Here is a 23,642-nt window from a genome sequence, read left to right on the forward strand (position 1 = left end):
GACTATTCCGCCTCTTTCTTCGGGCTGACCCACCAGCAATAGACCGCCCCGATCGCCAGTAGAACGCAGGTTCCGAGGAACACGGCGCGCATGCCGATATGACCACCGACGAAGCCGCCCAGGACCGGGCCTGCCACCTGACCGACATATTGCGAGGAGATGGAGAGCCCGAGAATGCTGCCGGTGGCCGCATCGGGCACATTGTGCCTGATAACGGCGGTGATGCAGGGCAGGAGGCCGCCGAGCGCCACACCCATCAGGAAGCGCAAGCCGATCAATTGCCAGGCCGAGGTGACGAAGGCCTGCGGTATCAGCAGCAGCGCAGCGGCGGCGAGGGCGACCATGATGACGCTCCAGTATCCGATGCGATCGGCGAGCTTGCCGAGCCACGAGGACGACAGGATGCTGCCGAGCGCCGCTGCGGCCATCACGACGCCCGACACCATCGTCACCCTGGCGTCGCTAACGAACTGCGCGACATAGACCGTTATGATCGGCTCGATCGACATATTGGCGAGCATCAGCAGCAGGCCGAGCGACAGCATGGCGATGACGGGGCGCTTGTCCGGAATGGAGGCCCAGCTGCTGCTGGCCTTCGCAGCCTTCTTGCGCGCGGTGGATTTCTCCTCCTTGATCAGGAAGGTCGTTGCCAGGAAGGTCAGGAAGATTACGCCGCCGGCCAGCAGGAAAGTGCCGCGAATACCGATAACAGGCGGCAGCGCGCCGCCGATCAGTGGCCCGACGAGATTACCCGCCATGATACCAGCCGAAAGCGTACCCAGCGCCCAGGCCGAGCGATGCTTCGGCGTCTGCGCGGCCACCAGCACCATCGAACCCGAGGCATAGCCGCCGGCGAGACCGGTGAAGAGGCGCAGCGCCACCAGTTGCCAGACATTGCCGGCCATGCCCATCAGAGAGATGGCGACCGTCATGCCGAGGCTGGCGCGGATCAGCATCAGCTTGCGGCCATAGATATCGCCGAGCCGCCCCCAGAGCGGCGCGACGAAGGCGGCGGCAAAGAAGGTGGCGCCATAGGCGATGCCGGACCATTGCACGATCGCGGCTTTGTCGCTGACGCCGAGTTCCTCGATATAGAGCGGCAGGAAGGGGAGTAGCAGCGTCATCGCGACGATCGTCGTGAACGAGCCGACGAGGCAGATGATCAGGTTCCGCATCCAATGCGCGGTTTCCGGCTCGGCGGGTGCTGCTACATCCCATCTCGTCTCGGTCATTTCTCGGCCTTTGCATTCAATGTGTAAAACAGTTCCTGGCTGCCCGATGCCAGGATATGACCCTTTGCTGCGGCGAGCAGGTCGGCACGGGTGAAGAGATCGGGAAGCTTCAGCCGGTCGACATCGAGCGCATAGACGGTGACGTGGTAGCTGTGAACACGTTCGTCATTCCAGGGCGGGCAGGCGCCCATGTAGCCGCCATGCGGTCCGTCCTTCAAATTGCCGCCGCCGGCGCCATTCTGGCCGCGTCGCCCATAGGCCGTGCGTTCGAGCGGTAGGCCATTGGCCGAAGGGCCGTTTCCGTCCGCGCCTTCGGCAAGGCTAGTGCGCGATGGAGGAATATCGGCCAGCACCCAGTGAACGAATTCCATCCGTTTGAAATCCTTCGAGATGGTTTTGTCCGCCTTGTTGAACAGCGAGAAATCGGCGGGCACGTCCGGGTCGACCATCGTCAGCGCATAGGATCGCGTTCCCTTCGGCCCTTTCGACCAGGAGACGGCAAGGCTCTTGTTAGGGCCGGGCGCCGATTTGTCGGACGCTGTCGAAATGCAGGAGGCGTTTTCCGGCAGCAGCATCTGGCCGCTGCTCTTGGCAAATGTCACCTTGAGATCGGCCGATAGCGCCGGCGTGGCGACGGCTACTGTAATGACGATGACGTTCAGAAGGTTGAGCATGGTTTTCATGATGTTGCCCTTTCGCGGTTCGCTCCTGTGAGCTTCGAGGGCAGGGTCTAACAAATTCGTGCCAGTCGGCTGCGCACCCAAACGCTCAAAATGCGGTCGGAAACGCTCACGCGCTGCGAAGTCGATCAGCGAAACGGCGCGGTGAGCGATAGCCTGTCGCAAGGGCGGCTTCCCGCAGCGACAGCCCGTCCTCCGCGAGAAGGGTCGTTGCCAGCGCCACACGTTCGCTTGCCAGTACCTCTCGCAGGGAAGCGCCCTCGCGTGACAGGCGGCGGCGTAATGTCGCGTTGCTCGTACCAAGCTCGGCGGCGATAAGATCGGCTGTCCAGGCACGGTCCGGCTGCCAGCGCACCAGCGCCCGCACCGCCTCGGCGGTTGTCGCCGGCGATCCGGGCAGGGCGCCACGCATGCCGAGCACCATGAGTATTTCCACGAGTCTGTGCTCGATCAGTGGGATCGGCAGGCTTCCACTGGCAATGCCTTCGCCGGCATGGCCGATGGCAGCGGCCAGTAACGAATCGAGCGGCAGGTCGATCTGCGATGCGGTTTGGGCTGGCGGAAAGGCTTTTGCCGCCCGCCGTGTCAATTCCTCGGGAAAGGTGATGAAGATCGCCCGATAGACGCCGGTCTGCGGATCGGGGTCGTTGACGATATCGCCGCTCCACCCAGCCGGCAGCACGAGCACCGTACCGGCCGAAAAATGCCGCTGCCGTCCCATGCTGACGATTTCCTTGGAACCTTCGAGGATGGCGACGATTGAAACCTGGGAAAAGGCGGAGCCAGCAATGCGTTCGCGTTCGCGCGTCACGAAGGTAAAAAGCGTGGAATAGCTGCCGATGCCGGTTGGCTCGACCGCCGGACGATTGTCTTTGGCCGCCAGCCGACGCAGCTTTTCCAACATGTGGTTATGAGCCTCGGACACTTGCGATGGCTTTCTGCTGATTGGGGTGTTCGAGGAGTTTGGACCACGCGGACGGCAATGCCAAGTCCGCAAAGCGCCTTGTCGGTTCGCCGGGCTGATGTTATAAACTGATTGCATTATGCAATCAGTTTATGGTTGGCGGATCAAACCCCGTCCTGATGCAAAGGAGGAGGTAGATTATGAACTCTCTCGAAAATGCCCGTTGCGATACGGTCCGGCGGCTGTTTGCAGCCTATGTCGCTCAGCATCCCGATATTGTCGACCCGATGCTGACCCGGGATTTCACCTTTTCCAGTCCGCGCGACGATCACATCGACCGGAAGCGGTATTTCGAGCACTGCTGGCCGAAGGAGAAGGTGTTTCGCGATATTCATATCGAACATCTGGTCGCGGATGGTGACGATGTGATCGTCGGCTATCGCGCCGAGAAGATGGATGGCGCCAGCTTTCGCAATGTCGAGCTGATCCGCTTCGCCGGCGACCGCATAGCCGAGGTGAACGTCTATTTCGGGCGGAATTTATAATGCTTCAGCTGCCCGTAATCTTCGCCATTGCGGCGGCAAGTGCGGTCGCCGGACCAGTCATAGGTTGCGGGCAGTTTTCCGGAAGAAGGTGAACGGCATCCGTCATCGAGGCTTGAGCGAAAGCGATCGTGACAGCGCTTTCGCCGCTGAACGCTTTCATCGCATCGGCAATAGCCGCAAGATAGGCCGAGAGATCCTCGGCCCGGAAGTGCGCCCATGCACCCGGCACCAGCCGAACCTCGATTTCGGCACTCGTCGCCTTAGCCGCCGCTTCGAAAAGTGCAGTCGTCGGGGCGATGGTCGTTTCGACGGTGCACAGCACGATAACCTTACCGCCCGCCTTGACCGCCTGCTCTGCCAACACTGCATCTGCCTGGATGATCGGGGCTCCGGCGCCGGCCGCGATCTTCGACGCTGCTGGGCCTAGTGTCGAGCAGTTGAGCACGACGGCATCGGCATCCTCCGCCAGATGCCAGAGAAGCGCTGCCGTTTCGGCCGAAATCTCATCCGTCAGGCGTCCCACCTTTTCGGCGGCGAGAAGAAGATCGGCACGGACATGATGATGCAGCATGCCATCAGGCAACCCGAGTGCCTTCGCCGCCGCTTCATAGACGGTGATATTGCTTTCGGCGGTGTGCAGGCAGGCGATCGTCACAGATGTTCCTCATCACGACAGGAGATCCGTAAACTAGCCTTGGGGCTATGCCTTGTCGATGTTTTGCCGCGGCAGTCCGCCCTGTATCGAAACATCATCATATGCAATAAGGTAAACTTCTAAGTCGATGCTATACCTATTTGAAAAGTAGGGCAATTTTTGCTCCTACGTGCAACTTTTTTGGCATGTCGCCGGTTGCTCTTCCAGGCGACGGCTCCTATGTTCCGCTTCACCTGCCGACGCAATTTTTTGCCAAGAGGAGATATGACCATGGCTTTCGAATTGCCTGAACTTCCTTATGATTACGATGCACTTTCGCCCTTCATGTCGCGTGAGACCCTCGAATATCACCACGACAAGCACCACAAGGCCTATGTCGACAACGGCAACAAGCTCGCTGCGGAAGCAGGTCTTGCCGATCTTTCGCTCGAAGAAATCGTGAAGAAGTCCTTCGGCACCAATGCCGGCCTCTTCAACAATGCTGCCCAGCACTACAACCACATCCATTTCTGGAAGTGGATGAAGAAGGGCGGCGGCGGCAACAAGCTGCCGGGCAAGCTCGAAGCAGCGTTTGCTTCCGATCTCGGCGGCTACGACAAGTTCAAAGCCGATTTCGCCGCTGCCGGCGCCACTCAGTTCGGCTCCGGCTGGGCATGGGTTTCCGTCAAGAACGGCAAGCTGGAAATCTCCAAGACCCCGAACGGCGAAAACCCGCTCGTTCACGGCGCCGACCCGATCCTCGGCGTCGACGTATGGGAACACTCCTACTACATCGACTACCGCAACCTGCGCCCGAAGTACCTCGAAGCCTTCATCGACAGCCTTATCAACTGGGACTACGTCCTGGAGCGCTACGAAGCCGCGACGAAGTAAGGTTTGCCGCATAGGCTGGCTTTCGCACCCGGCGTCTTCCTGGCGTCGGGTGTTTTCTTATGAGCAGCCTTATTGATATATCCGTGTGCCGCTTGGCGGCCCGGGAGATCGCCACAGGAGGCTGAATGCCATCAGCGCCGCTTTTCCGCTTCGGTGTCATCGCCGATCCGCAATATGCCGATCTCGCGCCCAATCTCACCCTCAATCGCTATCCCGCGAACAGTCTCGACAAACTTCGAGCGGCGATCGAGGAGTTCAATCGGCACGATCTCGCCTTCGTCGTCACGCTCGGCGATATCATCGACCGCGAATGGAAGAGCTTCGACGCCGTTTTGCCGGTCTACCAAGCCTTGCGTCATCGCAAGCATTTCCTGCTCGGCAACCATGATTTCGCCGTTGCTCCGCAACATCTCGGCATGGTGCCGGCGCGGGTCGGCATGCCGTCGGCCTATTACGATTTCAGTCTTTCCGGCTATCGCTTCATCGCGCTTGACGGCAATGAAATCAGCGTCTTTGCCCCGCCGGAAGGCGATCCGCGGCGGCAGGAGGCGAAGGATTTGATGAAGGCGCTGGAGATCGCCGGCGCTCTCAATGGCCAGCGCTGGAACGGGGCGATCGGCGAGACACAATATGACTGGCTTGCCGCGAAACTCAAGGAAGCAAAGGCGGCAGGCGAGAAGGTCGTCGTCATGAACCACTATCCCGTCTTCCCAGAGAATGGACATAATGCCCTGAACAGCGACCGCCTGCTGGCCCTTTTGGCAGAGCATGACCATGTCGTCGCTTACCTTAACGGTCACAATCATGCCGGCAATTTCGGCGTGTCGGATGGCACTTACTTCGTCAACTTCAAGGGCATGGTGGACACCGAAGACACGAGCGCCTACGCGATTGTCTCGGTCTGTGGGGACCGGCTGGAAATCAGCGGCTTTGGTCGCGAGACGAGCCGAACCCTGGCGCTACGCTGAACCTATTCCGCTGCGGCATGCGGATGCGAGGTGAGGTTGTCTGGTTTACAGGATCTGGCCTTACGATCGATGTTGCCAACGCCTCAGCCGGCGGCGGCTGGGGTGTTTATCTGCCAGCCATTCACCCAGATCTGCCTCAAACCGTCGCCTTCGCCCTTGAACCATAATCCCGTCGCCTCGCAGCCTTCGATCCGATCGCTGCGGAAGTTGCGGATAGCCTGGCGCAACTCGCACCAGGCGACGATGTTGGCCGTTTCGGCATAATAGATCAGCGCGATCGGCCGGATGATGCGTTCCGTGGCGCGGCCGAGCTCGTCACGATAGGCAAGGTCCAGCTTTTCCTCGTCGCGAATGGCGCGGCGCACCAGCGAAAGATCGATGGCCGCGGCCGAAGGTGCGGCAAAGCCCCAGGCATGCAGCGCATTGGCATCGAGCGTCTGGCGCAGCGGTGGAGGCACCGCGCCGGCTATCTTGGCGCTCACGCGCTTGGCCGCTTGTTTCAGCTCGGCGTCGCCGGTGCGCTCCAATAGCGCCAGCGACAGCACGATCGCTTCCATTTCTTCGATCGAGAACATCAGCGGCGGCAGGTCGAAGCCGGGCCGCAGGATATAGCCGATGCCGCGTTCGCCCTCGATCGGCACGCGCATCGCCTGAAGTGCGGCGATATCGCGATAAACCGAACGCACCGTCACCTCCAGCCGGGCGGCAATATCGGCCCCCGTCACCGGCAGCTTTGCCAGCCGCAGGATCTGGATGATCTCGAACAGGCGCGATGCCTTGCGCATTTCTTGTCCCAAAGATGAAGGCTACTGACAACACCCCGTCAGTTGGCTCATTTTATAAGACTGCCTATCGACTTGAAAATCAACCATTTCCTCTCCTGTCATTAAGGAGAGGGCGATAGGCAACTGACATGGGTTACGCAGAAAATCTCTGGCTCTTCTTCATCCTTCTTTTGGGCATCATAATCGTACCGGGCATGGACATGCTGTTCGTGCTCGCCAATTCCCTCACCGGCGGCAGCAACCGCGGCCTTGCCGCGACGGGCGGCATCATGCTGGGCGGCGCGGTGCATTCGCTGAACGGCGCCATCGGCATCGGCCTGCTGATGCATTTCGTGCCCGTTCTCTTCAATCCGCTGCTTGTGATCGGCGGAGCTTACATGGCTTACATCGGCTATACGCTGATGCGCAGCTCCATAACCGTTGGGGAGAGCGGGCCTGCCGGCAGCCGCTCCGCCTGGAAAGCCTTCCGGCAGGGAGCAGTGACTTGCCTCATCAATCCCAAGGCCTATCTCTTCATCTTTGCCGTGTACCCGCAATTCCTGAAGCCGGATTACGGCCCGATGTGGATACAGGCCGTCATTATGGGAGCCATGACCATCGCGACCCAATTTGCTGTTTACGGCGGACTTGCCATCACTGCCGGGCGCAGCCGCGAGCTGCTGGTTGCCAATCCCAGAGCAACTGCCTTTGCGGGCCGCGCAGCCGGGCTGCTGCTTGTCGCAGTTTCAGTGTTTACTGTCTGGGAGGGCTTGAAATTAGCGTGAGGGCTGAAGCGGCGAATGAGTGTGTCGCTAGCATGACACTGATTTCACTTGCATCTCACCACTTTGTGACTTCATTGCCGGAAAGGAAACCAGCAAACATGTCGCCGTAATCATGCGCCGGCCGCGCAAGCGGTCCGCACCATTTGCGAAGAGGTAGGAGAACGAAATGAAGTGGAAAGCGATTGTGATGGCGACGGCTCTGGCCGGCATCGCACTGGGTTCGGTCGTCGCGGCCGACGGCACGCATGACTCCCGCATCGGCATGATGAAGAAGATCGGGGGCGCAACGGGTGCTCTCGGCGCGATTGCCAAGGGCGACAAGCCCTATGACGCCGACATCGTCAAGGCATCTCTGACGACGATCGCCGAAACCGCCAAGGCGTTTCCGGATCAGTTCAATCCGCAGAGCGACAAGACCGATCCCGAGGTCAACCCGAAGATCTGGGACAATCTCGATGACTTCAAGGCGCATGCCGCCAAGCTTTCGACCGATGCCGAGACGGCGCTCGCCCAGCTCCCCGCCGATAAGGCCGGCGTCGGCGCGACGCTGAAGACGCTCGGCGGCAGCTGTGGTGCCTGTCACCAAGCCTATCGCATCAAGAAGGACTAGCGGTAGGTCGGCCTAGTTTGAATATCGATTTTGGCCTCCGCACAATTCTACCGCTGCGGAGGCTTTTGGCTTTGGAGCTGGGCTAAGGGGTGGAATGATGGCGCGGTTTATTCGGTGGCTGCTTTGCCTTTTTGGCGTGATCATTCTCGGCGGTGGTGCATTCTATGTCATCACCGCGCCGTCGCCCTTGCCCGCCAGCCATTGGGCCAATCTCGGTGACCCAGATGTCAAAAACGGTCAGCTGGTCTTCTGGGCCGGCGGCTGTACGAGCTGTCATGCGGCACCCGGCGCCCAGGGCGATGCCAAGCTGGTGCTTTCGGGTGGCTTGGCGCTGACCAGCCCGTTCGGCACCTTCCATGTCCCGAATATCTCGCCGGATGAGAAGGCGGGGCTTGGCAGCTGGACGCTCGCCGATTTCGGCAATGCCATGAAGCGCGGCGTCGGCAGAAACGGCGAGCACCTCTATCCGTCCTTTCCCTACGGCTCCTATACCCGCATGAGCGACAAGGACATCAACGATCTCTGGGCCTTCCTGAAGACGCTGTCGAAAAGCGACAATGTCGTTCCGCCGCATGAGCTGCCCTTTCCCTTCAATATCCGGCTCGCGCTGGGGGGCTGGAAGTTCCTCTATCTCAACGATCAGCCGCGCATCGTGCTTGCCAGTGCCGACGAGAAGGTCAAGCGTGGTCAGTATCTTGTGGAAGGGCCGGGACATTGTGGCGAATGCCATACGCCACGTGACAGCCTCGGCGGCTTCGTGAGTGGCCAATGGCTGGCGGGCGCGCCCAATCCGGAGGGCAAGGGCCAGATCCCAGATATTACCCCGGGCTCCAAGGCAATCGGCAGCTGGAGCGCCGGCGACATCGCCAACTACCTCGAAACCGGCTTCACCCCGGACTACGATTCTGCCGGCGGCTCGATGGCCGAAGTCCAGCAGAACATCGCCCACCTGCCTGCAGCCGACCGCCAGGCGATTGCAGCCTATCTCAAGGCACTGCCGGCGAAGTAAGCCGCAAGATGCTCAAGCCGCGTCCGAGCGCTGAGCGAGATAGAGATGCGTTTCATAATGCAGCTCGAATACGCCGCCATGCGCGTTGATGGCATCAGCAAGCTCGGAAAGCAGCGTTTGCCGCTGATCCTCGCTCAAAAGCCGGTAGCTGGAGAGCGTTCGCAAAAGGTCGGTATAGCTTTGTGCCGTGTGCGAGCGGCTCCAAGAATAGCAATGATGCGCAGGAGCTTCGAAGTGGTCGGACTGCCGCAGCTCCCAAGCAAAGGGACCGTCGGGCAGATACCAGGCTTCCACGGGCGGACCGGCGAGTTGCGGGGCATGGCGGGCGTAGATCCCCGCGAACTTTTCTGACAGGGGCGGTTCCGGCTTCATCGGCACATTGCCGAAGACGGCGAGTGTTCCTTCCGGCGCGAGGACGGCGGCCGTCCTGGCGAAGCGCAGTTCCGGCGAAACCCAGTGGAAGGATTGGGCCGCGAATATCAGCCTGAGGCTCTCCGGCTCGCCCGGCCATGCTTCGAAGGTGGTGTGCTCGAACCGCACTCGCGGAAATTCCACCAATCTTTCCTGGGCAACTGCAATCAGTTCCGCGCCGGGATCAAGCGCGAGAACGGAGAGGCCACGGCGAGCAAAGCTCTCTGTCGCTTGTCCGGTGCCGCAGCCGATTTCGAGGACCCGATCCTTGGCTTCCAGCCTGGCAAAATCGATGACATCGGCAAAAAGCGCATCGGGATAGAGCGGGCGGGAAGCATTGTAGAGGGTGGCGACGCTGTCGAATGTGAACCGCTGTTCCAAGTCGCATCTCCAGTTGCAGATCGAAGTCGACAGCCATTTTTCTAGCGCATTTCCGATCAAGCTTGTAGCCATGGGATTCGGCAACAGGAGAGTGTGGTCGTGGACGCGAGGGTGGCGCGGAGGGTTCCTTATTTCAGCCAATGGGAAACGCCTGACATGACGCTGGCGGTCGTCGCCGAGGGTGCACAATCAGCCTTGCTGAAGGACCCGCTCTGGGCGTCATCCGGCGCAAGCAGCGTCGAGGATTATGCGCGCTGGGCCGGCAATCTCTGCGGCATGGCCTGCCTGAAGATGGTGCTCGCCGCCCGCACCGGCAAAATCATCCCGATCATGGATCTGGCCATGGGTTGCCGGGAATATGGCGGCTATGTCGAGGAGGCGGATGGCCGGATCAAGGGATTGATCTATGCGCCGTTCGTCCCATTCGTTCGTGATCGCTTCGATCTGGATGCTCGGGTCGTCACCGGCATTTCCGTCGCTGACATCGCCGATATCCTCGATCAATCGGAGTTCTTCATCGCGTCGGTGCATCATTCGATCCGCTGGCCCGAGACCGAACCGCCGGCCAAGGGCGGCCATCTGGTGCTGGTGACGGCCATCGACGGCAATAGTATCCGCTTCCACAATCCATCCGGCCACGTCGATGCGACGCGCGAGAATGCCGAAATGCCGCTGGAGGTGTTCGAGAGGTTCTTTGCAGGCCGCGGGATCGCCATCGGTCACTGACATCGAGCGTTAGACGGCGATCCTCTTAAAGGCCGGCATCAGGCCAGAGCCTGAAGGTAGCGCATGCCGGTGACCGGACGCGGCTTGAAATCCATGTTTTCGTAGAAGCGGTGGGCCTGGAAATTCCCCGTCGCAGCGCCGACCGAAAGATAGCTGCAGCCCGCCTTGCGGGCGATATCGCGGGCGCGGTCGACGAGATGCTGCCCGACGCCATGGCCGCGATGGCCGTCGCGCACGAAGAGATGGTGCAGATCCATGCCTCGCTGTCCCTCTTGCGCCTTGTAGAGCGGCACGAGGATGGCGTAGCCGATCAGCCCCTGTTCGCCTTCGGCAACAAGCGCCGTGATCCACGGCATAGGACCGAAGAGATCGCGCTCGAGCCGTTCGGGTGTCGTGCCGGAGGGGTCGCCATGATGGGCGGCCAGCAGCCGGATCATGTCGTTGAGCTCAGGCAGGTCGCGTGGCTGGGCATTGCGGATGGTCAGAACCGGAGGGCGGAGAAGTGAGATGTCGCTATCGTCTAGCATGGCATTTTGCGTCCTTGTTTTTCAAATGAGCCGTCAGGACGCTGCCGATACAACAAAGCCGCCTGACGGCGGCTTGTTGACAATATGATCTGTCTTGGCCGCCCGTTACAGGTACAGCCAAAAATACGAGCAATTATGGAGCGCGTTCGTGATCATGAGCGCATCAATGATCCGGTTCAGCGTATTTGTCAATGGGGGCTCAGTGCTCGTGTTCGCATAGGCCGTGATCGGAAAGCGCGCGGATCACATAGCAGTCTTCGATGCTATGGCCGTCGCAATGCGAGACGATGCGCTCCAGCTCGTGCTCCAGCTTCTTCAGCCGTGTGATCTTGGTGCGAACGTCATCCAGATGTTCCTTGGCGATACGGTCGGCGCCGACGCAGGGGCGGTCCGGATGTTGGCTGAGCGAGATCAGCTCCTTGATCGCATCGATCGTCAGTCCAAGGTCGCGGCCATGGCGGATAAAGGCGAGACGCTCAAGATCAGCTTTGGAATAACGCCGCTGATTGCCTTCGCTGCGTTCCGGCTCCGATATCAGACCCATCTGTTCGTAATAGCGGATTGTCGGCACTTTCACGCCGGTCCGCTTGGATAGATCGCCGATGGTCAGCATTGTATGGCCCTCAAATACCTCTAGTCTCTAGAGAAATATATGAGGCCATTCGTCGAAATTGCAAGGCCGGGTAGCTGTGACCGCCGGCTGGGATACCGTCGGCCCACCTCATTGTCCGGTCGTCGCCACGAAATCTGGCTTCCAATTCATCATCATAAGTAGTATACCCCCCTATATTATAAATCGAGGCTACGATGTCCCATACCATTCGTCAGCAAGCCAAGCTTCTCTCTCGCGTCCGTCGCCTCAAGGGGCAGATGGAAGCGGTGGAGCGCGCGCTCGAGGCCGAGCGGCCGTGCGGGGAAATCCTGCAGCTCCTTGCCTCCATTCGCGGTGCCCTGACGGGGCTGACCGGAGAGGTGCTGGAGGACCATCTGCAGGAGCATGTGCTCCATGCCGAAACTGATGAGGCCCGCCGCCAGGCAGTCGATGAGATAGCCGACGTGCTGAAGACCTATCTGCGGTGACCAAAGCATGTCGCGCAAAAGTGTGCGGCGGTTTTGCGATAACGGCATGCGAAAAATCGAAGACGTAAAGCGCCAGAAGTGCATCTGAAAGATCGGGACGCGTTTTATGGTTTCAGGCGTTCAAAGAGAGACCAATGTCATGAGTATTTCCTCCGAAGCGGGGCACAGCCACGTTTTTCTGGGCTCCGACCACCAGCGCAACGAACGCCGCATCTGGCTCGTCATTGCACTCACAGCGGTCATGATGGTAGTCGAGATCGGCGCGGGCACGATTTACGGCTCGATGGCGCTGCTCGCCGATGGCTGGCATATGTCGACCCATGTCAGCGCCATGCTGATCTCGGCGCTCGCCTATCTCTACGCGCGCCGACATGCGCATAATGCACGCTTCACCTTCGGCACCGGCAAGTTCGGCGATCTCGCGGGCTTTGCCAGCGCGATCGTGTTGGCGCTGATCGCCCTGATCATGGGCTGGGAGAGCATACTGAGATTGCTCGATCCGGTGGCGATCAATTTCCGCGAGGCCATCGCAATTGCTGTTGTCGGCCTTATCGTCAATCTCGTCAGCGCATGGCTTCTGCGCGACGATCACAGCCATCATCACCACGGTCACGCCGGCCATGGGCACAGCCATGGCCATGGCCATGCCCATGACCATCATCATGAGCATGGCGACGATCATCACCACCACGACCATGGCCAAAAAGGTGGCAGGGATAACAATCTGCGCTCGGTCTATGTCCATGTCATCGCGGATGCGATGACCTCGGTTCTGGCCATCGCTGCCCTGCTGCTTGGCAGCCGTTTCGGCTGGACCTTCCTCGATCCCGTCATGGGCATCGTCGGCGGCCTGGTCATCCTGCAATGGGCCTGGAGCCTGCTGCGCGCTTCCGGCGCCATTCTCCTCGATTTCATTCCGCAAGGCGAGGATCTGCCTGAGGAGATCCGCGAGGCGATCGAAACGGACGAGGATCGGATTACCGATCTGCATGTATGGCAGGTCGGCCCTGGGCATCATGCCGCGATTGTCGCGGTCGCGACGCTCGTCTCGCGCGATCCGTCTTTCTACAAGGCGCGGCTTGCCAGTATTCACGAGCTCTCGCATGTAACGGTCGAAGTTACCGTCGACAAGGCAGCATAAAATCCGCTAGCAATCGGTAAGGTCAGAGCTTGCCATATTCCTCGCATAGCCCAAAATCTGCCCGATTGTGCTGGAGGCCTCTCGCATGCCCACATTGCTAACCCGCCGCCGCCTCATGGCAGGCTCGGCGCTGCTTCTTCCCGCCTTGACGCTCGGCCCCGATGCGCTTTTTGCACAGGATAGCGGCACATCACCCCAGACGCCTGCGACAACGGATAATTCGGCGGCACCCGGCGCCGGCAGCCAGGGAATGGAAAGCGACAGCGCAGCGCCGGATAATTCGCAGCTGTCCGACGATGTCGACAAGCAGCTTGCCGATCTGGAAAAGAAGACCGGCGGCCGCCTCGGCGTCTCCGTGCTCGACACTGAAACCAATATTTCTCTCGGCCATCGCGAGGAGGAGCATTTTCCCCTGTGCAGCACCTACAAGGCGCTTGCTGCCGGCTTTGTGCTGGCGCGCGTCGATCAGGGCACGGAAAAGCTCGACCGCCGCGTCACCTACGGCAAGGACAAGATCGTCACCTATTCGCCGGAAACAGAAAAGCACGCCGACGGCGATGGGATGACCATTGCCGAGCTCTGCGCAGCTGCTATCACGCTGAGCGACAATACGGCTGGCAATCTTCTGCTCGAAAGTTTCGGTGGACCTGCCGCGTTGACTTCGTGGCTGCGCACCACAGGCGACACCGAGACCCGCCTTGATCGCAACGAGCCGGATGTCAACCAGGCCGTCAAGGACGATCCGCGCGACACGACGACCCCGGATGCGATGCTGGATTCGATCGGCCTTCTGACACTCGGCAATACGCTGTCGGAAACATCAAGGGAGCAGCTGGTCAACTGGCTCGTCGCCAATACCACGGGAAATAATCGCTTGCGGGCCGGCCTTCCGAAGGAGTGGAAGGTCGGCGACAAGACCGGCACGGGCAATAACGGCTCCTACGCCGATATCGCCGTCATCTGGCCGCCGGACCGGGGTGCGATCCTGGTCACGACCTTTGTTGCTGAGGCGACCGCGCCTGCAAAAGATGTCGAGGCAGTGTTTGCCGAGATCGGCAAGATCGTCGTCGGCATGGTCGGGCAATAGCGAGATATCGATAATGAAAACAAGACGATAAGAGAGAAATGTGAATCAGGTCCGTATCGTCTTCAAGTGGTTTGGCAATTGACTCAGACCAGCGCCAATGCCGCAGCTGCGCTGTCCGTTTCCTGATCGCTATCATCATCAGTGTTGCCGGCTCCGAGCTTCTGTTTGATCTCATCGGCAATCTGGTCGTTGATTGCCTTCTGCTCGTCGGCCGGCAAGGACTTGAACGAATCTTCCGTCAGGCCATGCGCCTCGAGATATTGCGCGCGGATCTTCTGAGCCGGCGTCATGTTCGCCCATTTGGCAAACTCGTCGAGAATGTCCTGATCGGATTGCCCGCTTGACGATGCCGAGCTGCTTCCGTCCGCGGCCGCCACGCTATCCTGCTCGCCGCCGTCGGCCGAGGTCGAAGACGACGTGCTGCCGAACTGGCTGAGCCAGAAGCCGGATGAAATCGAGGAGGGGACGCCGCTGGACGAAATGGACGGTCCCTGCGAATCCTCCTGCTGGCCGTCGCCGTCGTCCGGCAGCGAGAAGGGTGTGCTGTCGTCACTGTCGCTGCTTTGCTGGCTGCGGATCGGCGTGCTGAAATAATTTTGGGTGCTGCTGTGCACTTTCATCGTCATGTCTCCCGGTGGGTTGCCGGGACGATGACTCTGCAAACCTGTCCGGAGCTTATGTGCTCAAGCTTCCTCAGGTGCCGCAGAAGGTCTGAAGCACCCGTTCTGCCGGCAATGGAGGATCCGCGTAAGGCGCAAAGGCCGGTTGATCCTGGTAAGGGGTCGCTAGCACCTTCAGCAGGGCCTCGAACAACGAGAAGTCACCATCCTCGACGGCAGCTTCGATGGCCTGCTCGATTCGGTGATTGCGGGGAATGAGGGCCGGATTGACCTTGCGCATCGCTTCAGCTCGCGCTGCCGGCGCCTGCGGATCGCGAGCAAGCCGCTCGCGCCAGCGTTCCAGCCATGGTGCAACAGATTGCGGATCGTTGAAACTGGCGGCGAAATCGCTGACGTCCCCGTCGCCGGCAAGTGCTGCCAGGCGGCGAAACGCGAGCGTGAAATCCGCATTCTGCTGCTGCATCGTCGCCAGCAGCGACTGGATCAGGTCCAGATCGCCGTCCTCTTCGCTCACAAGCCCGATCTTGGCGCGCATGCCGGCAAGCCAATAGGCCTGAAAGCGTTCGCCATAGGCTTTGATGACCGTGTTTGCCAGATCGATCGCCGCATCGACGGACGGGTCGATCAGCGGGATCAGCGTCTCGCCGAGGCGCGCAAGATTCCATTGGCCGATCGCGGGCTGATTGGCATAGGCATAGCGGCCGTTGCGGTCGATGGACGAGAAGACGGTCGCCGGATCGTAGGCATCCATAAAGGCGCAGGGACCGAAATCGATCGTCTCTCCCGATACCGTCATATTGTCGGTGTTCATCACCCCATGGATGAAGCCGACATGGAGCCAGCGCGCGATCAATGAAGCTTGCCGATCGGCCACGGCTTCCAGCAGTGCAAGATAAGGGTTCTTGCGGTCTCTGATTTCCGGGTAATGCCTGGCAACGACGTGATCCGCCAGGGTCCGCACGCTCTCCGTATCGCCCCGCGCCGCAAAGAACTGGAAAGTGCCGACGCGGATATGGCTCGCCGCCACGCGGGTAAATACCGCACCGGGCAATACTTCCTCGCGATAGACAGGCTCGCCTGATGTCACGGCCGCGAGCGCCCGCGTCGTCGGAATGCCGAGCGCATGCATGGCCTCGCTGACGATATATTCGCGCAGAACCGGGCCAAGCGCGGCGCGGCCGTCGCCGCGGCGGGAGAACGGCGTTGGCCCCGAACCCTTGAGCTGGATGTCCCGGCGCCTGCCGCTGCGATCCTTCACCTCACCAAGCAGGATCGCGCGGCCATCGCCAAGCTGCGGCACGAAATTGCCGAATTGGTGGCCGGCATAGGCCATGGCGATCGGTTGCGATCCCGGCAGCAGCTCGTTTCCGGAGAAAATCGCCGCAGCATCCAACCTCAAGGCATCGACGTCGAGCCCGAGTTCCCGTGCCAGCACCTCGTTGAACTTGATCAACTGCGGCGCAGCAACCGGCGTCGGCGCCTGGTCCGCAAAGAACTGCGGCGGCAGGCGCCCGTAGCTGTTGTCAAAGGCGATCGGCGGCGCCCGAAGCGCGGTGTCATCGTGAAGAGGAGAGCTCATGCTCCTAAGGTAGGGCCGGTGCGTGGTGGGCGCAAGGCGGATATCGTAATCGGCTTTGCTGTTGCCGATTTCAAATTCCGCTGTCCTCCAGCTCCCGTGCCATCTCCGCAAGTTTGCGCACCGTATTGAGATTTCTGGACGTGCCCGCCTTCAGGGCCGGCAGCTTCAGCTTCGAGCGTCCGGAGCCGTCGGGGTAATGCACGTAGATTTCGCGGCCGGCGATATGCACTTCCTCGCCCCCGGGTGCGACGAGCTTGGTGAGTGCATCTTCCGGTGCCGCCTCCTGTAGGAAAGTCACCAGCAGGTAGTTCGGCTTGGCGTGCGGGAAGGGCGAAGTATCAGCCGCCCTTTCTAGAGCCTCGCGGCTGCGTAGGATCACGCCCGGAGATTTGCCCATCTTAGCCGCCAGTGCCTTTTCAAGCCGAGCCTGCACCGTTGCCTCATCCTCCCCGGCGCGGAAGACCACATTGCCGCTCTGAATATAGGTGCGCACATCCTTGAGGCCGATCTCTTCGCACAGTGCCTTGAGATCGGCCATGGACAGCATGCCGGTGCCGCCGACATTGACGGCACGTAGCAGGGCGACGAAGACGGTCATGGTTTCCTCCCGCCGTTCCGTTTACATCTTTTCTGCGACCTTGACGGCGAAGGCATATTCGAACGCCACTTCCTCGAGCCGCTGGAAGCGGCCGGAAGCGCCGCCATGGCCGGCATCCATGTTCGTCTTCAGGAGAATAGGCGCATTGCTGGTGGTTTTCTCACGCAGCTTGGCGACCCACTTGGCCGGTTCCCAATAGGTGACGCGCGGATCGGTTAGGCCGCCGAGCGCGAGGATCGGGGGGTAGGGCTTCTCGCCGACATTGTCGTAGGGACTATAGGCGGCGATCTGCTCGTACTCTTCCTTGCTCTCGATCGGATTGCCCCATTCCGGCCATTCCGGCGGCGTCAGCGGCAGAGTGTCGTCGAGCATGGTATTCAGTACGTCGACGAAGGGCACGGCGGCGATGATGCCGGCGAATTTCTCCGGCGCCATGTTGGCGATGGCGCCCATCAGCATGCCGCCGGCCGATCCGCCCTCAGCGATGATCTTCGTGTAAGAGGTGAACTTCTCCTGATTCAAATAGTCGGCGGCTGCGATGAAGTCCTTGAAGGTATTGGTCTTCTTTTCCATCTTGCCGTCTTCGTACCAGGCAAAGCCCTTGTCCTTGCCGCCGCGGATATGGGCGATGGCATAGACGAAGCCACGGTCGGCGAGCGACAGGCAATTGGTGTTGAAACCGGCCGGGATGGTAACGCCATAGGCGCCATAACCATAGAGCAGACAGGGGGCCGAGCCGTCGAGGGGCGTGTCCTTGCGATAAAGCAGCGTTACCGGCACGGTCTCGCCATCCCAAGCGGGTGCGAAGACGCGGCGCGTCACATAGTCTTCCGGATTGTGGCCAGAGGGCACTTCTTGCGTCTTCAGCAGAGTGCGCTCGCGCGTCACCATATTGTAGTCGTAGAGCTGGCTCGGCGTCGTCATCGAGGAGTAGGAGAAGCGGATGACATCCGTATCGTATTCTGCCGCACCCTGCAGGCCGAGCGCATAGGCCTCCTCCTCGAAGGCGATCGCGTGTTCCTCGCCGGTACGACGGTCGCGGATGATGATGCGCGGCAGGCCGTCCTTGCGCTCCAGCCAGAGGAGATGGCGGGCATAGGCGAGATGGCTGAGGATCAGCGTGCCCGGCTTATGCGGCACGACTTCACGCCAGTTTTCCTTGCCTGGGTTCTTCGCCGGCGCTTCCATGATCTTGAAATCCTTGGCGTCACCGTCATTGGTGAGAATGTAGAAGACGTCGCCGCCTTCGCTGATCTCATATTCGATCTCGGTTTCGCGCTCGGCCACGATCTTGGGCTCGGCGGTCAGATCCGAGGTCGGGATGATGCGGTATTCGCTGGTCTCGTGATCGTGGATATCGATGAAGATGTAATCGTCGAGCAGCGAGCCGCCGACGCCCATGAAGAAGCCAGGATCCTCCTCCTCATAGACGAGCCGGTCGTCCGACTGCGGCGTGCCGATGATGTGATGGAAGATCTTCGAGGGGCGGTGGTTCTCGTCCTGATGCGTGTAGAAGAAGCTCTTGCCGTCGGGCGCCCATACGGCGTCGCCGCCGGTATTCTCGATCACGTCGGGCAGATCTGCGCCGGTCTCGAAATTGCGGATCTTCAGCGTGAAATATTCAGAACCCTTGTCGTCATAGCCCCAGATGCCGAGGCTGTGATCGGAGGAATGATCGAGGCCTGAAAGACGGAAATAGGATTTTCCCTCGTTCTCCTTGTCACCGTTCAGCAGCAGTTTGCGTTCGCCGCCGTTGCGCGGTTCGCGGAAGAAGTGGGGCTGCTCGCCGCCGGTGACGAAGAGCGTGCCGTAGGCATAGGGGCCATCCTTCATCGGTATCGAACTGTCGTCTTCCTTGATACGACCCTTCATTTCGCCGAAGAGAACCTTCTGCAGCTCTTTCGTGTCCGCCATCGCCGCGTTCATGTAGGTGTTCTCCGCCTCCAGATGCGACCGGATTTCCGGCGCCAGGATCGACGGGTCCTTGAACATGGCCTGCCAGTTGTCGGCCCGCAGCCACGCATAATCGTCGGTGCGGGTAATGCCGTGACGTGTATCGGTAAACGGCTTCTTCGGAGCGGCAGGCGGGGTGGGAAGATTCTTGAAAACTGACACGAGGGGCGCTTTCTCTGGAGTGAAAGTCGGATGTGAAGTGAAGAGAGAAATAGAGGGCAGCGACGTGAGGTTCAAGCGGCAAGTCTCTTCCTCAAGCTCCATGCAAGCAGCCGATATTAGTCTTGCTGAACCGTGCAGCTTGTGGGAGGCCGCATCGGGGCGTGCCTTGATGAGACCACATTCTTTCTCGAAGTCGGCATACAGTGCGTCGACACGTAGGCAATCAGCCTTCTCCGATGGAGCGAACGCACTCAAATCCAAAACAATGCAAGGGACCGGTTCTTCATGCTGAAACTCTTCGCCATCCTGATTCCATTGGCCAGCGTCGCTACCTCCGCCTTCGCCGTCGATGCGGCTATCAAGAAGCAGCTGGAGAAGCTCGATCCCTCGGAACGAATGGAGCAGGCGTGCGATGCAGAGGCCATGAAGCGGATCGGCACGGACAAGACGGGTTTCAAGCCGGACAAGGTGATCGCCTACACATTCGGCGATCCGGATATGCAGCCGGATGCCATGAATGCGCCCGGCGCCGTCTTTCGCAGCAAGGGTGACTGGTATCACCTCTCATATACGTGCGTGACCGGGCCGCAGCATATTCATGTCCGCGATCTGAGCTATCAGATCGGTGACAAGGTGCCGCGCGACGCCTGGCAGGAGCATTATCTTTACGATTGAGCGTCCGGGTGAGACACCAAGGGTCTCCGGACATCACTTCATGGCGGCCATGTTCTATCCTGAGCTAGCTCGCTGCCTTATCGCCGTCTCAGCGATTCCACACGGGTCAGCTCCGCTAGGATGTGGTCCTGCACATCGGGCGGCTGCCGGCATACGGCATCCGTCAGGTCGCGCAGTGTCGCCCTGAGGCTGTGAAGCTGATCCACCAGGTCCATGACGACATCGACGCCCGGTTCATTGACACCCATCGCGCTGGCGAGATCGAGGATGAGCCGGCCGCGCGCAATGTCGGCTTCGCTAAAGTTGCGTCCCTCATCCGTGACCTCGGGCACGACCCAGCCCTGGGATATCCAGACTTCCAGCACCGTGGTTTCGATCCGGAGATGCAGCCGAAACTCGCTCTCGTTCATCGCTTATCCTCCCATGGTCTTTCTGGGATCTTGCGCCTTGCCTGCCTCCCATTCGGAAACGAAGCGCGTCAGTTCGGGATCCGGCGCATCTGGAAGGACGATCTTCAGCGAGACATAGGCATCGCCATTGTCTTTGCCGCGGACAGGGGCACCCTTGCCCTTCAAACGCAGTACTTTGCCCGTATTGGAGTTCGGCGGCAGCGTCACCGTAACTGCGCCGGATGGTGTCGGAACCCGGATCTTGCCGCCAAGCACTGCCTCGCTCAGCGAAATCGGCACTTCCATCCGAATATCGTCGCCATCGCGAGTGTAGACGCTGTGCGGGCGGACACGCACCGCAATCAGTGCGTCTCCGGGCTTGCCGCCGTTGAAGCCTGGATCGCCCTTGCCCTTTAGCCGAAGCGTCTGCCCGTCACGTGTTCCCGGCGGGATTTGAACGTCCAGGGCGGGGCCGTCCGGCAGACTGATCTGCTTCTTGGCGCCGTTGATGGCGTCGAGAAAATCGACCTCCATCGTGTAATGACGGTCTTGACCCTGCATTTGCGATTGGCCCCGGCTGCGCCGCGAGAAGAAGCTGGAAAATATATCGTCGGCATCGCCAAAATCGGCAAAGCCGCCCGCATTCTGATAGGGACCGCGATGGCCTTCCTGTGCCGCATAATCACGGTAGTAGTTGCGCGGCGCCTGCTCGGCACCACTGTTGTCGATTTCGCCGCGGTCGAACCGTGCACGCTTCTCCTCGTCGCCGAGAATACCGTAGGCTGAGGAGACCTCCTTGAACTTGTCCTCGGCTTGCTTGTCGCCGGGGTTGAGGTCCGGATGCAGCTTCTTGGCAAGCTTGCGATAGGCGCTTTGAATATCCTTTTGCGGGGCGTCCCGCTTTACGCCCAAAACTTCATAGGGATCGCGACTCATACATGTCTCTCTTTGGGAGCACGGAAAAATACGCAGATAGTGTTACGCCAATCTCATATCAATCGTAGCATAGACGCGATGAGGTTGAAGCCCGTTTCACGCTAGATGCATTTCCGATGTGAAATGGCATAATGCCGCCAGTCTGCCATATTTCCGGCGTGTTGCCGGATGATGGCGGGCATTGCGGCTGGGAATGGCATCATCTTCCTGCCGCCAGATTTCGTTTGCTTGATCGATCCGGTGGCCGCCTGATGAAACGCCTTTTGCTGACATCCATGCTCTTGTTTGCCGCAAAGCTTGCTTTTGCCGCCCAGCCGGAGCAGCCGCCTGCCGGTTGGCCGCAATTGCCGCCGAAGGCCCCGGTTTCGAAGGTCAAGCTCGTCGAGCCGCATCTGCACGTCGATCGTGCAGGCAAGGGCACACCCCGCATTGCGCTTACCTTCGATGCCTGCATGGGCAAGACGGATCCCCGCATCTTGAGCACGCTCGTCGATCAGCGCATCCCGGCAACCATCTTCGTCACCGCGCGCTGGCTTCGGACCAATCCGGACGCTTTGAAGGTTTTCCTTGCCCATCCCGATCTCTTCGAACTGGAAAACCACGGGCAGAACCATATCCCCGCTGTCGATGTCCCGACCAAGGTCTATGGCATTGCCGCCGCCGGTTCTCCGCAGGCGGTTGCCCAGGAAGTTCAGGGCGGCGCCGATGCGATGACTGCCGCAGGTATCCCGCAGCCGCGCTGGTTCCGCGGGGCGACTGCGAAATACACACCCGCTTCCATCATGCAGATCCGCGGCATGGGCTATCGGATCGCCGGCTATTCCGTGAATGGCGACAGTGGGTCGCTGCTGCCGGCCAAGATGGTGGAAAAGCAATATGCCTCCGCGAGGGATGGCGACGTCATCATCTCCCATATCAATCAGCCGACGCACGCGGCGGGTGAGGGGGTAGCGGCCAGCATCCTTGCGCTAAAAGCAAAGGGCGTTAATTTCGTTCGCCTGCAGGATATCGCTGAAAAAGGCGATGACGACACGACGAACTGATCGCCAGATCGACCGGAATATTTCCGGGCACAGTGCGGGGCATTTTTCCGTGCGGGGCGGCAAAAGACAATGCTCTAACCCGGCAATTGCGGCTGTGCTTTTTCCTCGATGAAAAGCTCGTCGATGACGGTCATGACGATCAGAGACAGTGGCAGGGCCAGCATGGCGCCGACGGCGCCCCACATCCATGTCCAGAAGATAATGGCAAGGAAGACGACAAAGGGATTGAGTTCCAATTGGCGTCCCATGATTGCGGGAAAGACGAGGTTTTCCACGGCCATGTGCACCCCGAAGAAGGCTGCGGCCGGTGCCAGACCGAAAATGATGTCCGAATGGGTGACGATGCCTGCGATTGCGAGCGAGAGCGTCATCGTGGTCACGCCAAGGAACGGAATGAAGCTGGATACGAAAGCGAAAACACCCCAGAGAATCGGCAGGCTCATGCCGCCGACATAGGCGATAACAGTCATGGCCACGCCGATCCCGACATAGATCAACGAAGCGGTTGCGAAGTAAAATCCGAGCACCCGCTCTACGGCATTGATGATGCGGATCGCAGCCAGGCGGGATGCTCTCGTGGAAAAGGTCATGATGATGGTCTTGCGCAAGCTCACCCTGCCGGCGAGGAACAGCAGCAAGGCGGCAAAGAAGATCAGGATCTGTACGATTGCGGGCGTGAGGCTCGTGGATACTAGATGCAGCACATTGCCGCTGTTTTCGAGCACGGTGCTGATCGAGACAGGGCTGCCCTGAAATGTTTCGGACGAGACATGCAGCCATTTGAAACGGCCGAGATAGGGCATCAGCCGGTCGGAGGTCCGTTGGACGAAATCGGGCAGCTCCTGTGCGAGCGTGGCCACAGGTCCGGCAAGCGCATTGACAATGAGGAAGATAACCAGCGCGACGCCCGATGAAAGGAGGACAGCGTTCAAAACGCGAGGCACGCCGAGCTTGCTGAGCTTTTCTGCCGCAAGCCCAAGAATCATGCCGACGACGACCGCCAGCGTCACCGGAATGAGGATCAGCGACATCATGTAGACGCCCGCCAAGGCGAACATGAGGAATATGCCTATGGTCGCCCAGGAGGCGGCGACATCAAGCCTGCTGCGCCTCGAGCCATGGGACATGTCGAAAATACTGTCCTCGCCGCCGTCATCGTCGGATGCATTGCGTTCCGCGTCGGGCCTGCCTTCGCGTATAATTGTTGCTTCCGATCGCTGCGTGACGATTTTATCGACTTCCATGCCCTGCGGGTTCCTGAAGGCACGATCGCCTCACCATTTAAACGCGGAAAGGCTTGTTCCGGTTC

General features: G+C 60.1%; 27 protein-coding genes. 12 read left to right on the forward strand and 15 right to left on the reverse strand.

Going from position 1 to position 23,642, the window contains the following annotated elements; genetic code table 11:
- Positions 1-2: 2 nt before the first annotated feature.
- From FHX05_RS12250 to FHX05_RS12260, 3 genes are all read right to left on the reverse strand, one after another.
- Positions 3-1,232 carry an MFS transporter gene (locus tag FHX05_RS12250; protein ID WP_183871922.1) on the reverse strand — a complete coding sequence of 410 codons (1,230 nt, stop codon included), beginning with the start codon at positions 1,230-1,232 and terminating at the stop codon, positions 3-5.
- Positions 1,229-1,915, reverse strand: a complete 687-nt coding sequence (locus FHX05_RS12255; RefSeq protein ID WP_112607580.1) for a YbhB/YbcL family Raf kinase inhibitor-like protein — start codon at positions 1,913-1,915, stop codon at positions 1,229-1,231. Before FHX05_RS12255 ends, FHX05_RS12250 begins: the two co-directional genes overlap by 4 nt.
- Before the next feature lie 106 nt (positions 1,916-2,021).
- Positions 2,022-2,837 carry a helix-turn-helix domain-containing protein gene (locus FHX05_RS12260; protein ID WP_183871924.1) on the reverse strand — a complete coding sequence of 272 codons (816 nt, stop codon included), beginning with the start codon at positions 2,835-2,837 and terminating at the stop codon, positions 2,022-2,024.
- 179 nt (positions 2,838-3,016) lie between these two features.
- Between FHX05_RS12260 and FHX05_RS12265 the strand changes: the two genes are divergently transcribed.
- On the forward strand, positions 3,017-3,361 hold the full coding sequence (locus FHX05_RS12265; protein WP_112607576.1) for a nuclear transport factor 2 family protein: 345 nt from the start codon (positions 3,017-3,019) through the stop codon (positions 3,359-3,361).
- Between the two features lie 4 nt (positions 3,362-3,365).
- Here the strand turns inward: FHX05_RS12265 and FHX05_RS12270 are convergent, their stop codons facing one another.
- The gene (locus FHX05_RS12270) at positions 3,366-4,016 is read right to left on the reverse strand and encodes an aspartate/glutamate racemase family protein (protein ID WP_183871926.1); all 651 of its coding nucleotides are present in this window, start codon (positions 4,014-4,016) and stop codon (positions 3,366-3,368) included.
- 270 nt (positions 4,017-4,286) lie between these two features.
- Between FHX05_RS12270 and FHX05_RS12275 the strand changes: the two genes are divergently transcribed.
- Both FHX05_RS12275 and FHX05_RS12280 read left to right on the forward strand, forming a co-directional pair.
- Entirely contained in the window at positions 4,287-4,889 is a 603-nt protein-coding gene (locus FHX05_RS12275; protein ID WP_015339177.1) for a superoxide dismutase, read from the forward strand.
- A 125-nt stretch (positions 4,890-5,014) separates the two neighbouring features.
- Positions 5,015-5,857 (forward strand): metallophosphoesterase, encoded by an 843-nt coding sequence (locus FHX05_RS12280; protein WP_183871928.1) that lies wholly within the window; start codon positions 5,015-5,017, stop codon positions 5,855-5,857.
- Positions 5,858-5,940: 83 nt separating this feature from the next.
- On the opposite strand, the gene FHX05_RS12285 is transcribed toward FHX05_RS12280, so the two are convergent.
- A complete protein-coding gene (locus FHX05_RS12285; RefSeq protein ID WP_183871930.1) occupies positions 5,941-6,642 on the reverse strand; it encodes a YafY family protein in 702 nt (233 codons plus the stop codon).
- Positions 6,643-6,770: 128 nt separating this feature from the next.
- On the opposite strand from FHX05_RS12285, the gene FHX05_RS12290 reads away from it, so the two are divergent.
- The 3 genes from FHX05_RS12290 to FHX05_RS12300 all read left to right on the forward strand — a co-directional run bounded on the left by FHX05_RS12290 (position 6,771) and on the right by FHX05_RS12300 (position 9,025).
- Positions 6,771-7,406, forward strand: a complete 636-nt coding sequence (locus FHX05_RS12290) for a LysE family translocator (RefSeq protein WP_183871932.1) — start codon at positions 6,771-6,773, stop codon at positions 7,404-7,406.
- Positions 7,407-7,572: 166 nt separating this feature from the next.
- A complete protein-coding gene (locus FHX05_RS12295; protein ID WP_112398214.1) occupies positions 7,573-8,016 on the forward strand; it encodes a cytochrome c in 444 nt (147 codons plus the stop codon).
- A gap of 94 nt (positions 8,017-8,110) precedes the next feature.
- On the forward strand, positions 8,111-9,025 hold the full coding sequence (locus tag FHX05_RS12300; protein ID WP_183871934.1) for a c-type cytochrome: 915 nt from the start codon (positions 8,111-8,113) through the stop codon (positions 9,023-9,025).
- A gap of 12 nt (positions 9,026-9,037) precedes the next feature.
- Here the strand turns inward: FHX05_RS12300 and FHX05_RS12305 are convergent, their stop codons facing one another.
- Positions 9,038-9,817 (reverse strand): class I SAM-dependent methyltransferase, encoded by a 780-nt coding sequence (locus FHX05_RS12305; protein ID WP_183871936.1) that lies wholly within the window; start codon positions 9,815-9,817, stop codon positions 9,038-9,040.
- A gap of 99 nt (positions 9,818-9,916) precedes the next feature.
- Here FHX05_RS12305 and FHX05_RS12310 point away from each other — a divergent pair, with 99 nt between their 5' ends.
- A complete protein-coding gene (locus FHX05_RS12310; protein ID WP_348648313.1) occupies positions 9,917-10,543 on the forward strand; it encodes a C39 family peptidase in 627 nt (208 codons plus the stop codon).
- 38 nt (positions 10,544-10,581) lie between these two features.
- Here FHX05_RS12310 and FHX05_RS12315 read toward each other — a convergent pair whose 3' ends face one another.
- Positions 10,582-11,070 (reverse strand): GNAT family N-acetyltransferase, encoded by a 489-nt coding sequence (locus FHX05_RS12315; RefSeq protein ID WP_183871938.1) that lies wholly within the window; start codon positions 11,068-11,070, stop codon positions 10,582-10,584.
- Positions 11,071-11,269: 199 nt separating this feature from the next.
- On the reverse strand, positions 11,270-11,683 hold the full coding sequence (locus FHX05_RS12320) for a helix-turn-helix domain-containing protein (protein ID WP_112607558.1): 414 nt from the start codon (positions 11,681-11,683) through the stop codon (positions 11,270-11,272).
- A gap of 194 nt (positions 11,684-11,877) precedes the next feature.
- Here FHX05_RS12320 and dmeR point away from each other — a divergent pair, with 194 nt between their 5' ends.
- From dmeR to bla, 3 genes are all read left to right on the forward strand, one after another.
- Complete coding sequence (gene dmeR / locus FHX05_RS12325) at positions 11,878-12,150, forward strand: Ni(II)/Co(II)-sensing transcriptional repressor DmeR (RefSeq protein ID WP_069616048.1); 273 nt, start codon at positions 11,878-11,880, stop codon at positions 12,148-12,150.
- 139 nt (positions 12,151-12,289) lie between these two features.
- Positions 12,290-13,291, forward strand: coding sequence for a CDF family Co(II)/Ni(II) efflux transporter DmeF (dmeF, locus tag FHX05_RS12330; RefSeq protein WP_183871940.1), 1,002 nt, complete (start codon positions 12,290-12,292; stop codon positions 13,289-13,291).
- Between the two features lie 85 nt (positions 13,292-13,376).
- Positions 13,377-14,378, forward strand: coding sequence for a class A beta-lactamase (gene bla / locus FHX05_RS12335; RefSeq protein ID WP_183871942.1), 1,002 nt, complete (start codon positions 13,377-13,379; stop codon positions 14,376-14,378).
- 83 nt (positions 14,379-14,461) lie between these two features.
- Here bla and FHX05_RS12340 read toward each other — a convergent pair whose 3' ends face one another.
- From FHX05_RS12340 to FHX05_RS12355, 4 genes are all read right to left on the reverse strand, one after another.
- A complete protein-coding gene (locus FHX05_RS12340) occupies positions 14,462-14,998 on the reverse strand; it encodes a hypothetical protein (protein WP_112398207.1) in 537 nt (178 codons plus the stop codon).
- A gap of 73 nt (positions 14,999-15,071) precedes the next feature.
- The gene (locus tag FHX05_RS12345) at positions 15,072-16,577 is read right to left on the reverse strand and encodes a protein adenylyltransferase SelO (protein WP_183871944.1); all 1,506 of its coding nucleotides are present in this window, start codon (positions 16,575-16,577) and stop codon (positions 15,072-15,074) included.
- Between the two features lie 70 nt (positions 16,578-16,647).
- Complete coding sequence (locus tag FHX05_RS12350) at positions 16,648-17,175, reverse strand: DUF1697 domain-containing protein (RefSeq protein WP_183871946.1); 528 nt, start codon at positions 17,173-17,175, stop codon at positions 16,648-16,650.
- Positions 17,176-17,196: 21 nt separating this feature from the next.
- Complete coding sequence (locus tag FHX05_RS12355; protein ID WP_112607548.1) at positions 17,197-19,290, reverse strand: S9 family peptidase; 2,094 nt, start codon at positions 19,288-19,290, stop codon at positions 17,197-17,199.
- A gap of 285 nt (positions 19,291-19,575) precedes the next feature.
- Here FHX05_RS12355 and FHX05_RS12360 point away from each other — a divergent pair, with 285 nt between their 5' ends.
- Entirely contained in the window at positions 19,576-19,965 is a 390-nt protein-coding gene (locus tag FHX05_RS12360; RefSeq protein ID WP_183871948.1) for a DUF930 domain-containing protein, read from the forward strand.
- A 77-nt stretch (positions 19,966-20,042) separates the two neighbouring features.
- On the opposite strand, the gene FHX05_RS12365 is transcribed toward FHX05_RS12360, so the two are convergent.
- Together FHX05_RS12365 and FHX05_RS12370 are read right to left on the reverse strand one after the other, a co-directional pair.
- Positions 20,043-20,375 (reverse strand): chaperone modulator CbpM, encoded by a 333-nt coding sequence (locus FHX05_RS12365; RefSeq protein WP_183871950.1) that lies wholly within the window; start codon positions 20,373-20,375, stop codon positions 20,043-20,045.
- Between the two features lie 3 nt (positions 20,376-20,378).
- The gene (locus tag FHX05_RS12370; RefSeq protein WP_112607544.1) at positions 20,379-21,290 is read right to left on the reverse strand and encodes a DnaJ C-terminal domain-containing protein; all 912 of its coding nucleotides are present in this window, start codon (positions 21,288-21,290) and stop codon (positions 20,379-20,381) included.
- Between the two features lie 251 nt (positions 21,291-21,541).
- Here FHX05_RS12370 and FHX05_RS12375 point away from each other — a divergent pair, with 251 nt between their 5' ends.
- The gene (locus FHX05_RS12375) at positions 21,542-22,333 is read left to right on the forward strand and encodes a polysaccharide deacetylase family protein (RefSeq protein ID WP_183871952.1); all 792 of its coding nucleotides are present in this window, start codon (positions 21,542-21,544) and stop codon (positions 22,331-22,333) included.
- A 74-nt stretch (positions 22,334-22,407) separates the two neighbouring features.
- Here FHX05_RS12375 and FHX05_RS12380 read toward each other — a convergent pair whose 3' ends face one another.
- The gene (locus FHX05_RS12380; RefSeq protein WP_183871954.1) at positions 22,408-23,577 is read right to left on the reverse strand and encodes an AI-2E family transporter; all 1,170 of its coding nucleotides are present in this window, start codon (positions 23,575-23,577) and stop codon (positions 22,408-22,410) included.
- Between the last annotated feature and the right edge of the window lie 65 nt (positions 23,578-23,642).

The sequence above is a fragment of the Rhizobium sp. BK491 genome (genome assembly GCF_014194925.1).
GTDB lineage: Bacteria > Pseudomonadota > Alphaproteobacteria > Rhizobiales > Rhizobiaceae > Rhizobium.

Excerpts from the sequence above, each read along its gene's own strand:
- FHX05_RS12295 (WP_112398214.1), top strand. The coding sequence starts at position 7,573 with ATGAAGTGGAAAGCGATTGTGATGGCGACGGCTCTGGCCGGCATCGCA.
- FHX05_RS12365 (WP_183871950.1), bottom strand. The coding sequence starts at position 20,375 with ATGAACGAGAGCGAGTTTCGGCTGCATCTCCGGATCGAAACCACGGTG.
- FHX05_RS12350 (WP_183871946.1), bottom strand. The coding sequence starts at position 17,175 with ATGACCGTCTTCGTCGCCCTGCTACGTGCCGTCAATGTCGGCGGCACC.
- FHX05_RS12255 (WP_112607580.1), bottom strand. The coding sequence starts at position 1,915 with ATGAAAACCATGCTCAACCTTCTGAACGTCATCGTCATTACAGTAGCC.
- FHX05_RS12320 (WP_112607558.1), bottom strand. The coding sequence starts at position 11,683 with ATGCTGACCATCGGCGATCTATCCAAGCGGACCGGCGTGAAAGTGCCG.
- FHX05_RS12285 (WP_183871930.1), bottom strand. The coding sequence starts at position 6,642 with ATGCGCAAGGCATCGCGCCTGTTCGAGATCATCCAGATCCTGCGGCTG.
- FHX05_RS12275 (WP_015339177.1), top strand. The coding sequence starts at position 4,287 with ATGGCTTTCGAATTGCCTGAACTTCCTTATGATTACGATGCACTTTCG.
- FHX05_RS12250 (WP_183871922.1), bottom strand. The coding sequence starts at position 1,232 with ATGACCGAGACGAGATGGGATGTAGCAGCACCCGCCGAGCCGGAAACC.
- FHX05_RS12300 (WP_183871934.1), top strand. The coding sequence starts at position 8,111 with ATGATGGCGCGGTTTATTCGGTGGCTGCTTTGCCTTTTTGGCGTGATC.
- FHX05_RS12265 (WP_112607576.1), top strand. The coding sequence starts at position 3,017 with ATGAACTCTCTCGAAAATGCCCGTTGCGATACGGTCCGGCGGCTGTTT.
- FHX05_RS12380 (WP_183871954.1), bottom strand. The coding sequence starts at position 23,577 with ATGGAAGTCGATAAAATCGTCACGCAGCGATCGGAAGCAACAATTATA.
- FHX05_RS12315 (WP_183871938.1), bottom strand. The coding sequence starts at position 11,070 with ATGCTAGACGATAGCGACATCTCACTTCTCCGCCCTCCGGTTCTGACC.
- dmeF (WP_183871940.1), top strand. The coding sequence starts at position 12,290 with ATGAGTATTTCCTCCGAAGCGGGGCACAGCCACGTTTTTCTGGGCTCC.
- FHX05_RS12370 (WP_112607544.1), bottom strand. The coding sequence starts at position 21,290 with ATGAGTCGCGATCCCTATGAAGTTTTGGGCGTAAAGCGGGACGCCCCG.
- FHX05_RS12290 (WP_183871932.1), top strand. The coding sequence starts at position 6,771 with ATGGGTTACGCAGAAAATCTCTGGCTCTTCTTCATCCTTCTTTTGGGC.
- FHX05_RS12345 (WP_183871944.1), bottom strand. The coding sequence starts at position 16,577 with ATGAGCTCTCCTCTTCACGATGACACCGCGCTTCGGGCGCCGCCGATC.
- FHX05_RS12340 (WP_112398207.1), bottom strand. The coding sequence starts at position 14,998 with ATGAAAGTGCACAGCAGCACCCAAAATTATTTCAGCACGCCGATCCGC.
- FHX05_RS12375 (WP_183871952.1), top strand. The coding sequence starts at position 21,542 with ATGAAACGCCTTTTGCTGACATCCATGCTCTTGTTTGCCGCAAAGCTT.
- FHX05_RS12360 (WP_183871948.1), top strand. The coding sequence starts at position 19,576 with ATGCTGAAACTCTTCGCCATCCTGATTCCATTGGCCAGCGTCGCTACC.
- FHX05_RS12280 (WP_183871928.1), top strand. The coding sequence starts at position 5,015 with ATGCCATCAGCGCCGCTTTTCCGCTTCGGTGTCATCGCCGATCCGCAA.
- dmeR (WP_069616048.1), top strand. The coding sequence starts at position 11,878 with ATGTCCCATACCATTCGTCAGCAAGCCAAGCTTCTCTCTCGCGTCCGT.
- bla (WP_183871942.1), top strand. The coding sequence starts at position 13,377 with ATGCCCACATTGCTAACCCGCCGCCGCCTCATGGCAGGCTCGGCGCTG.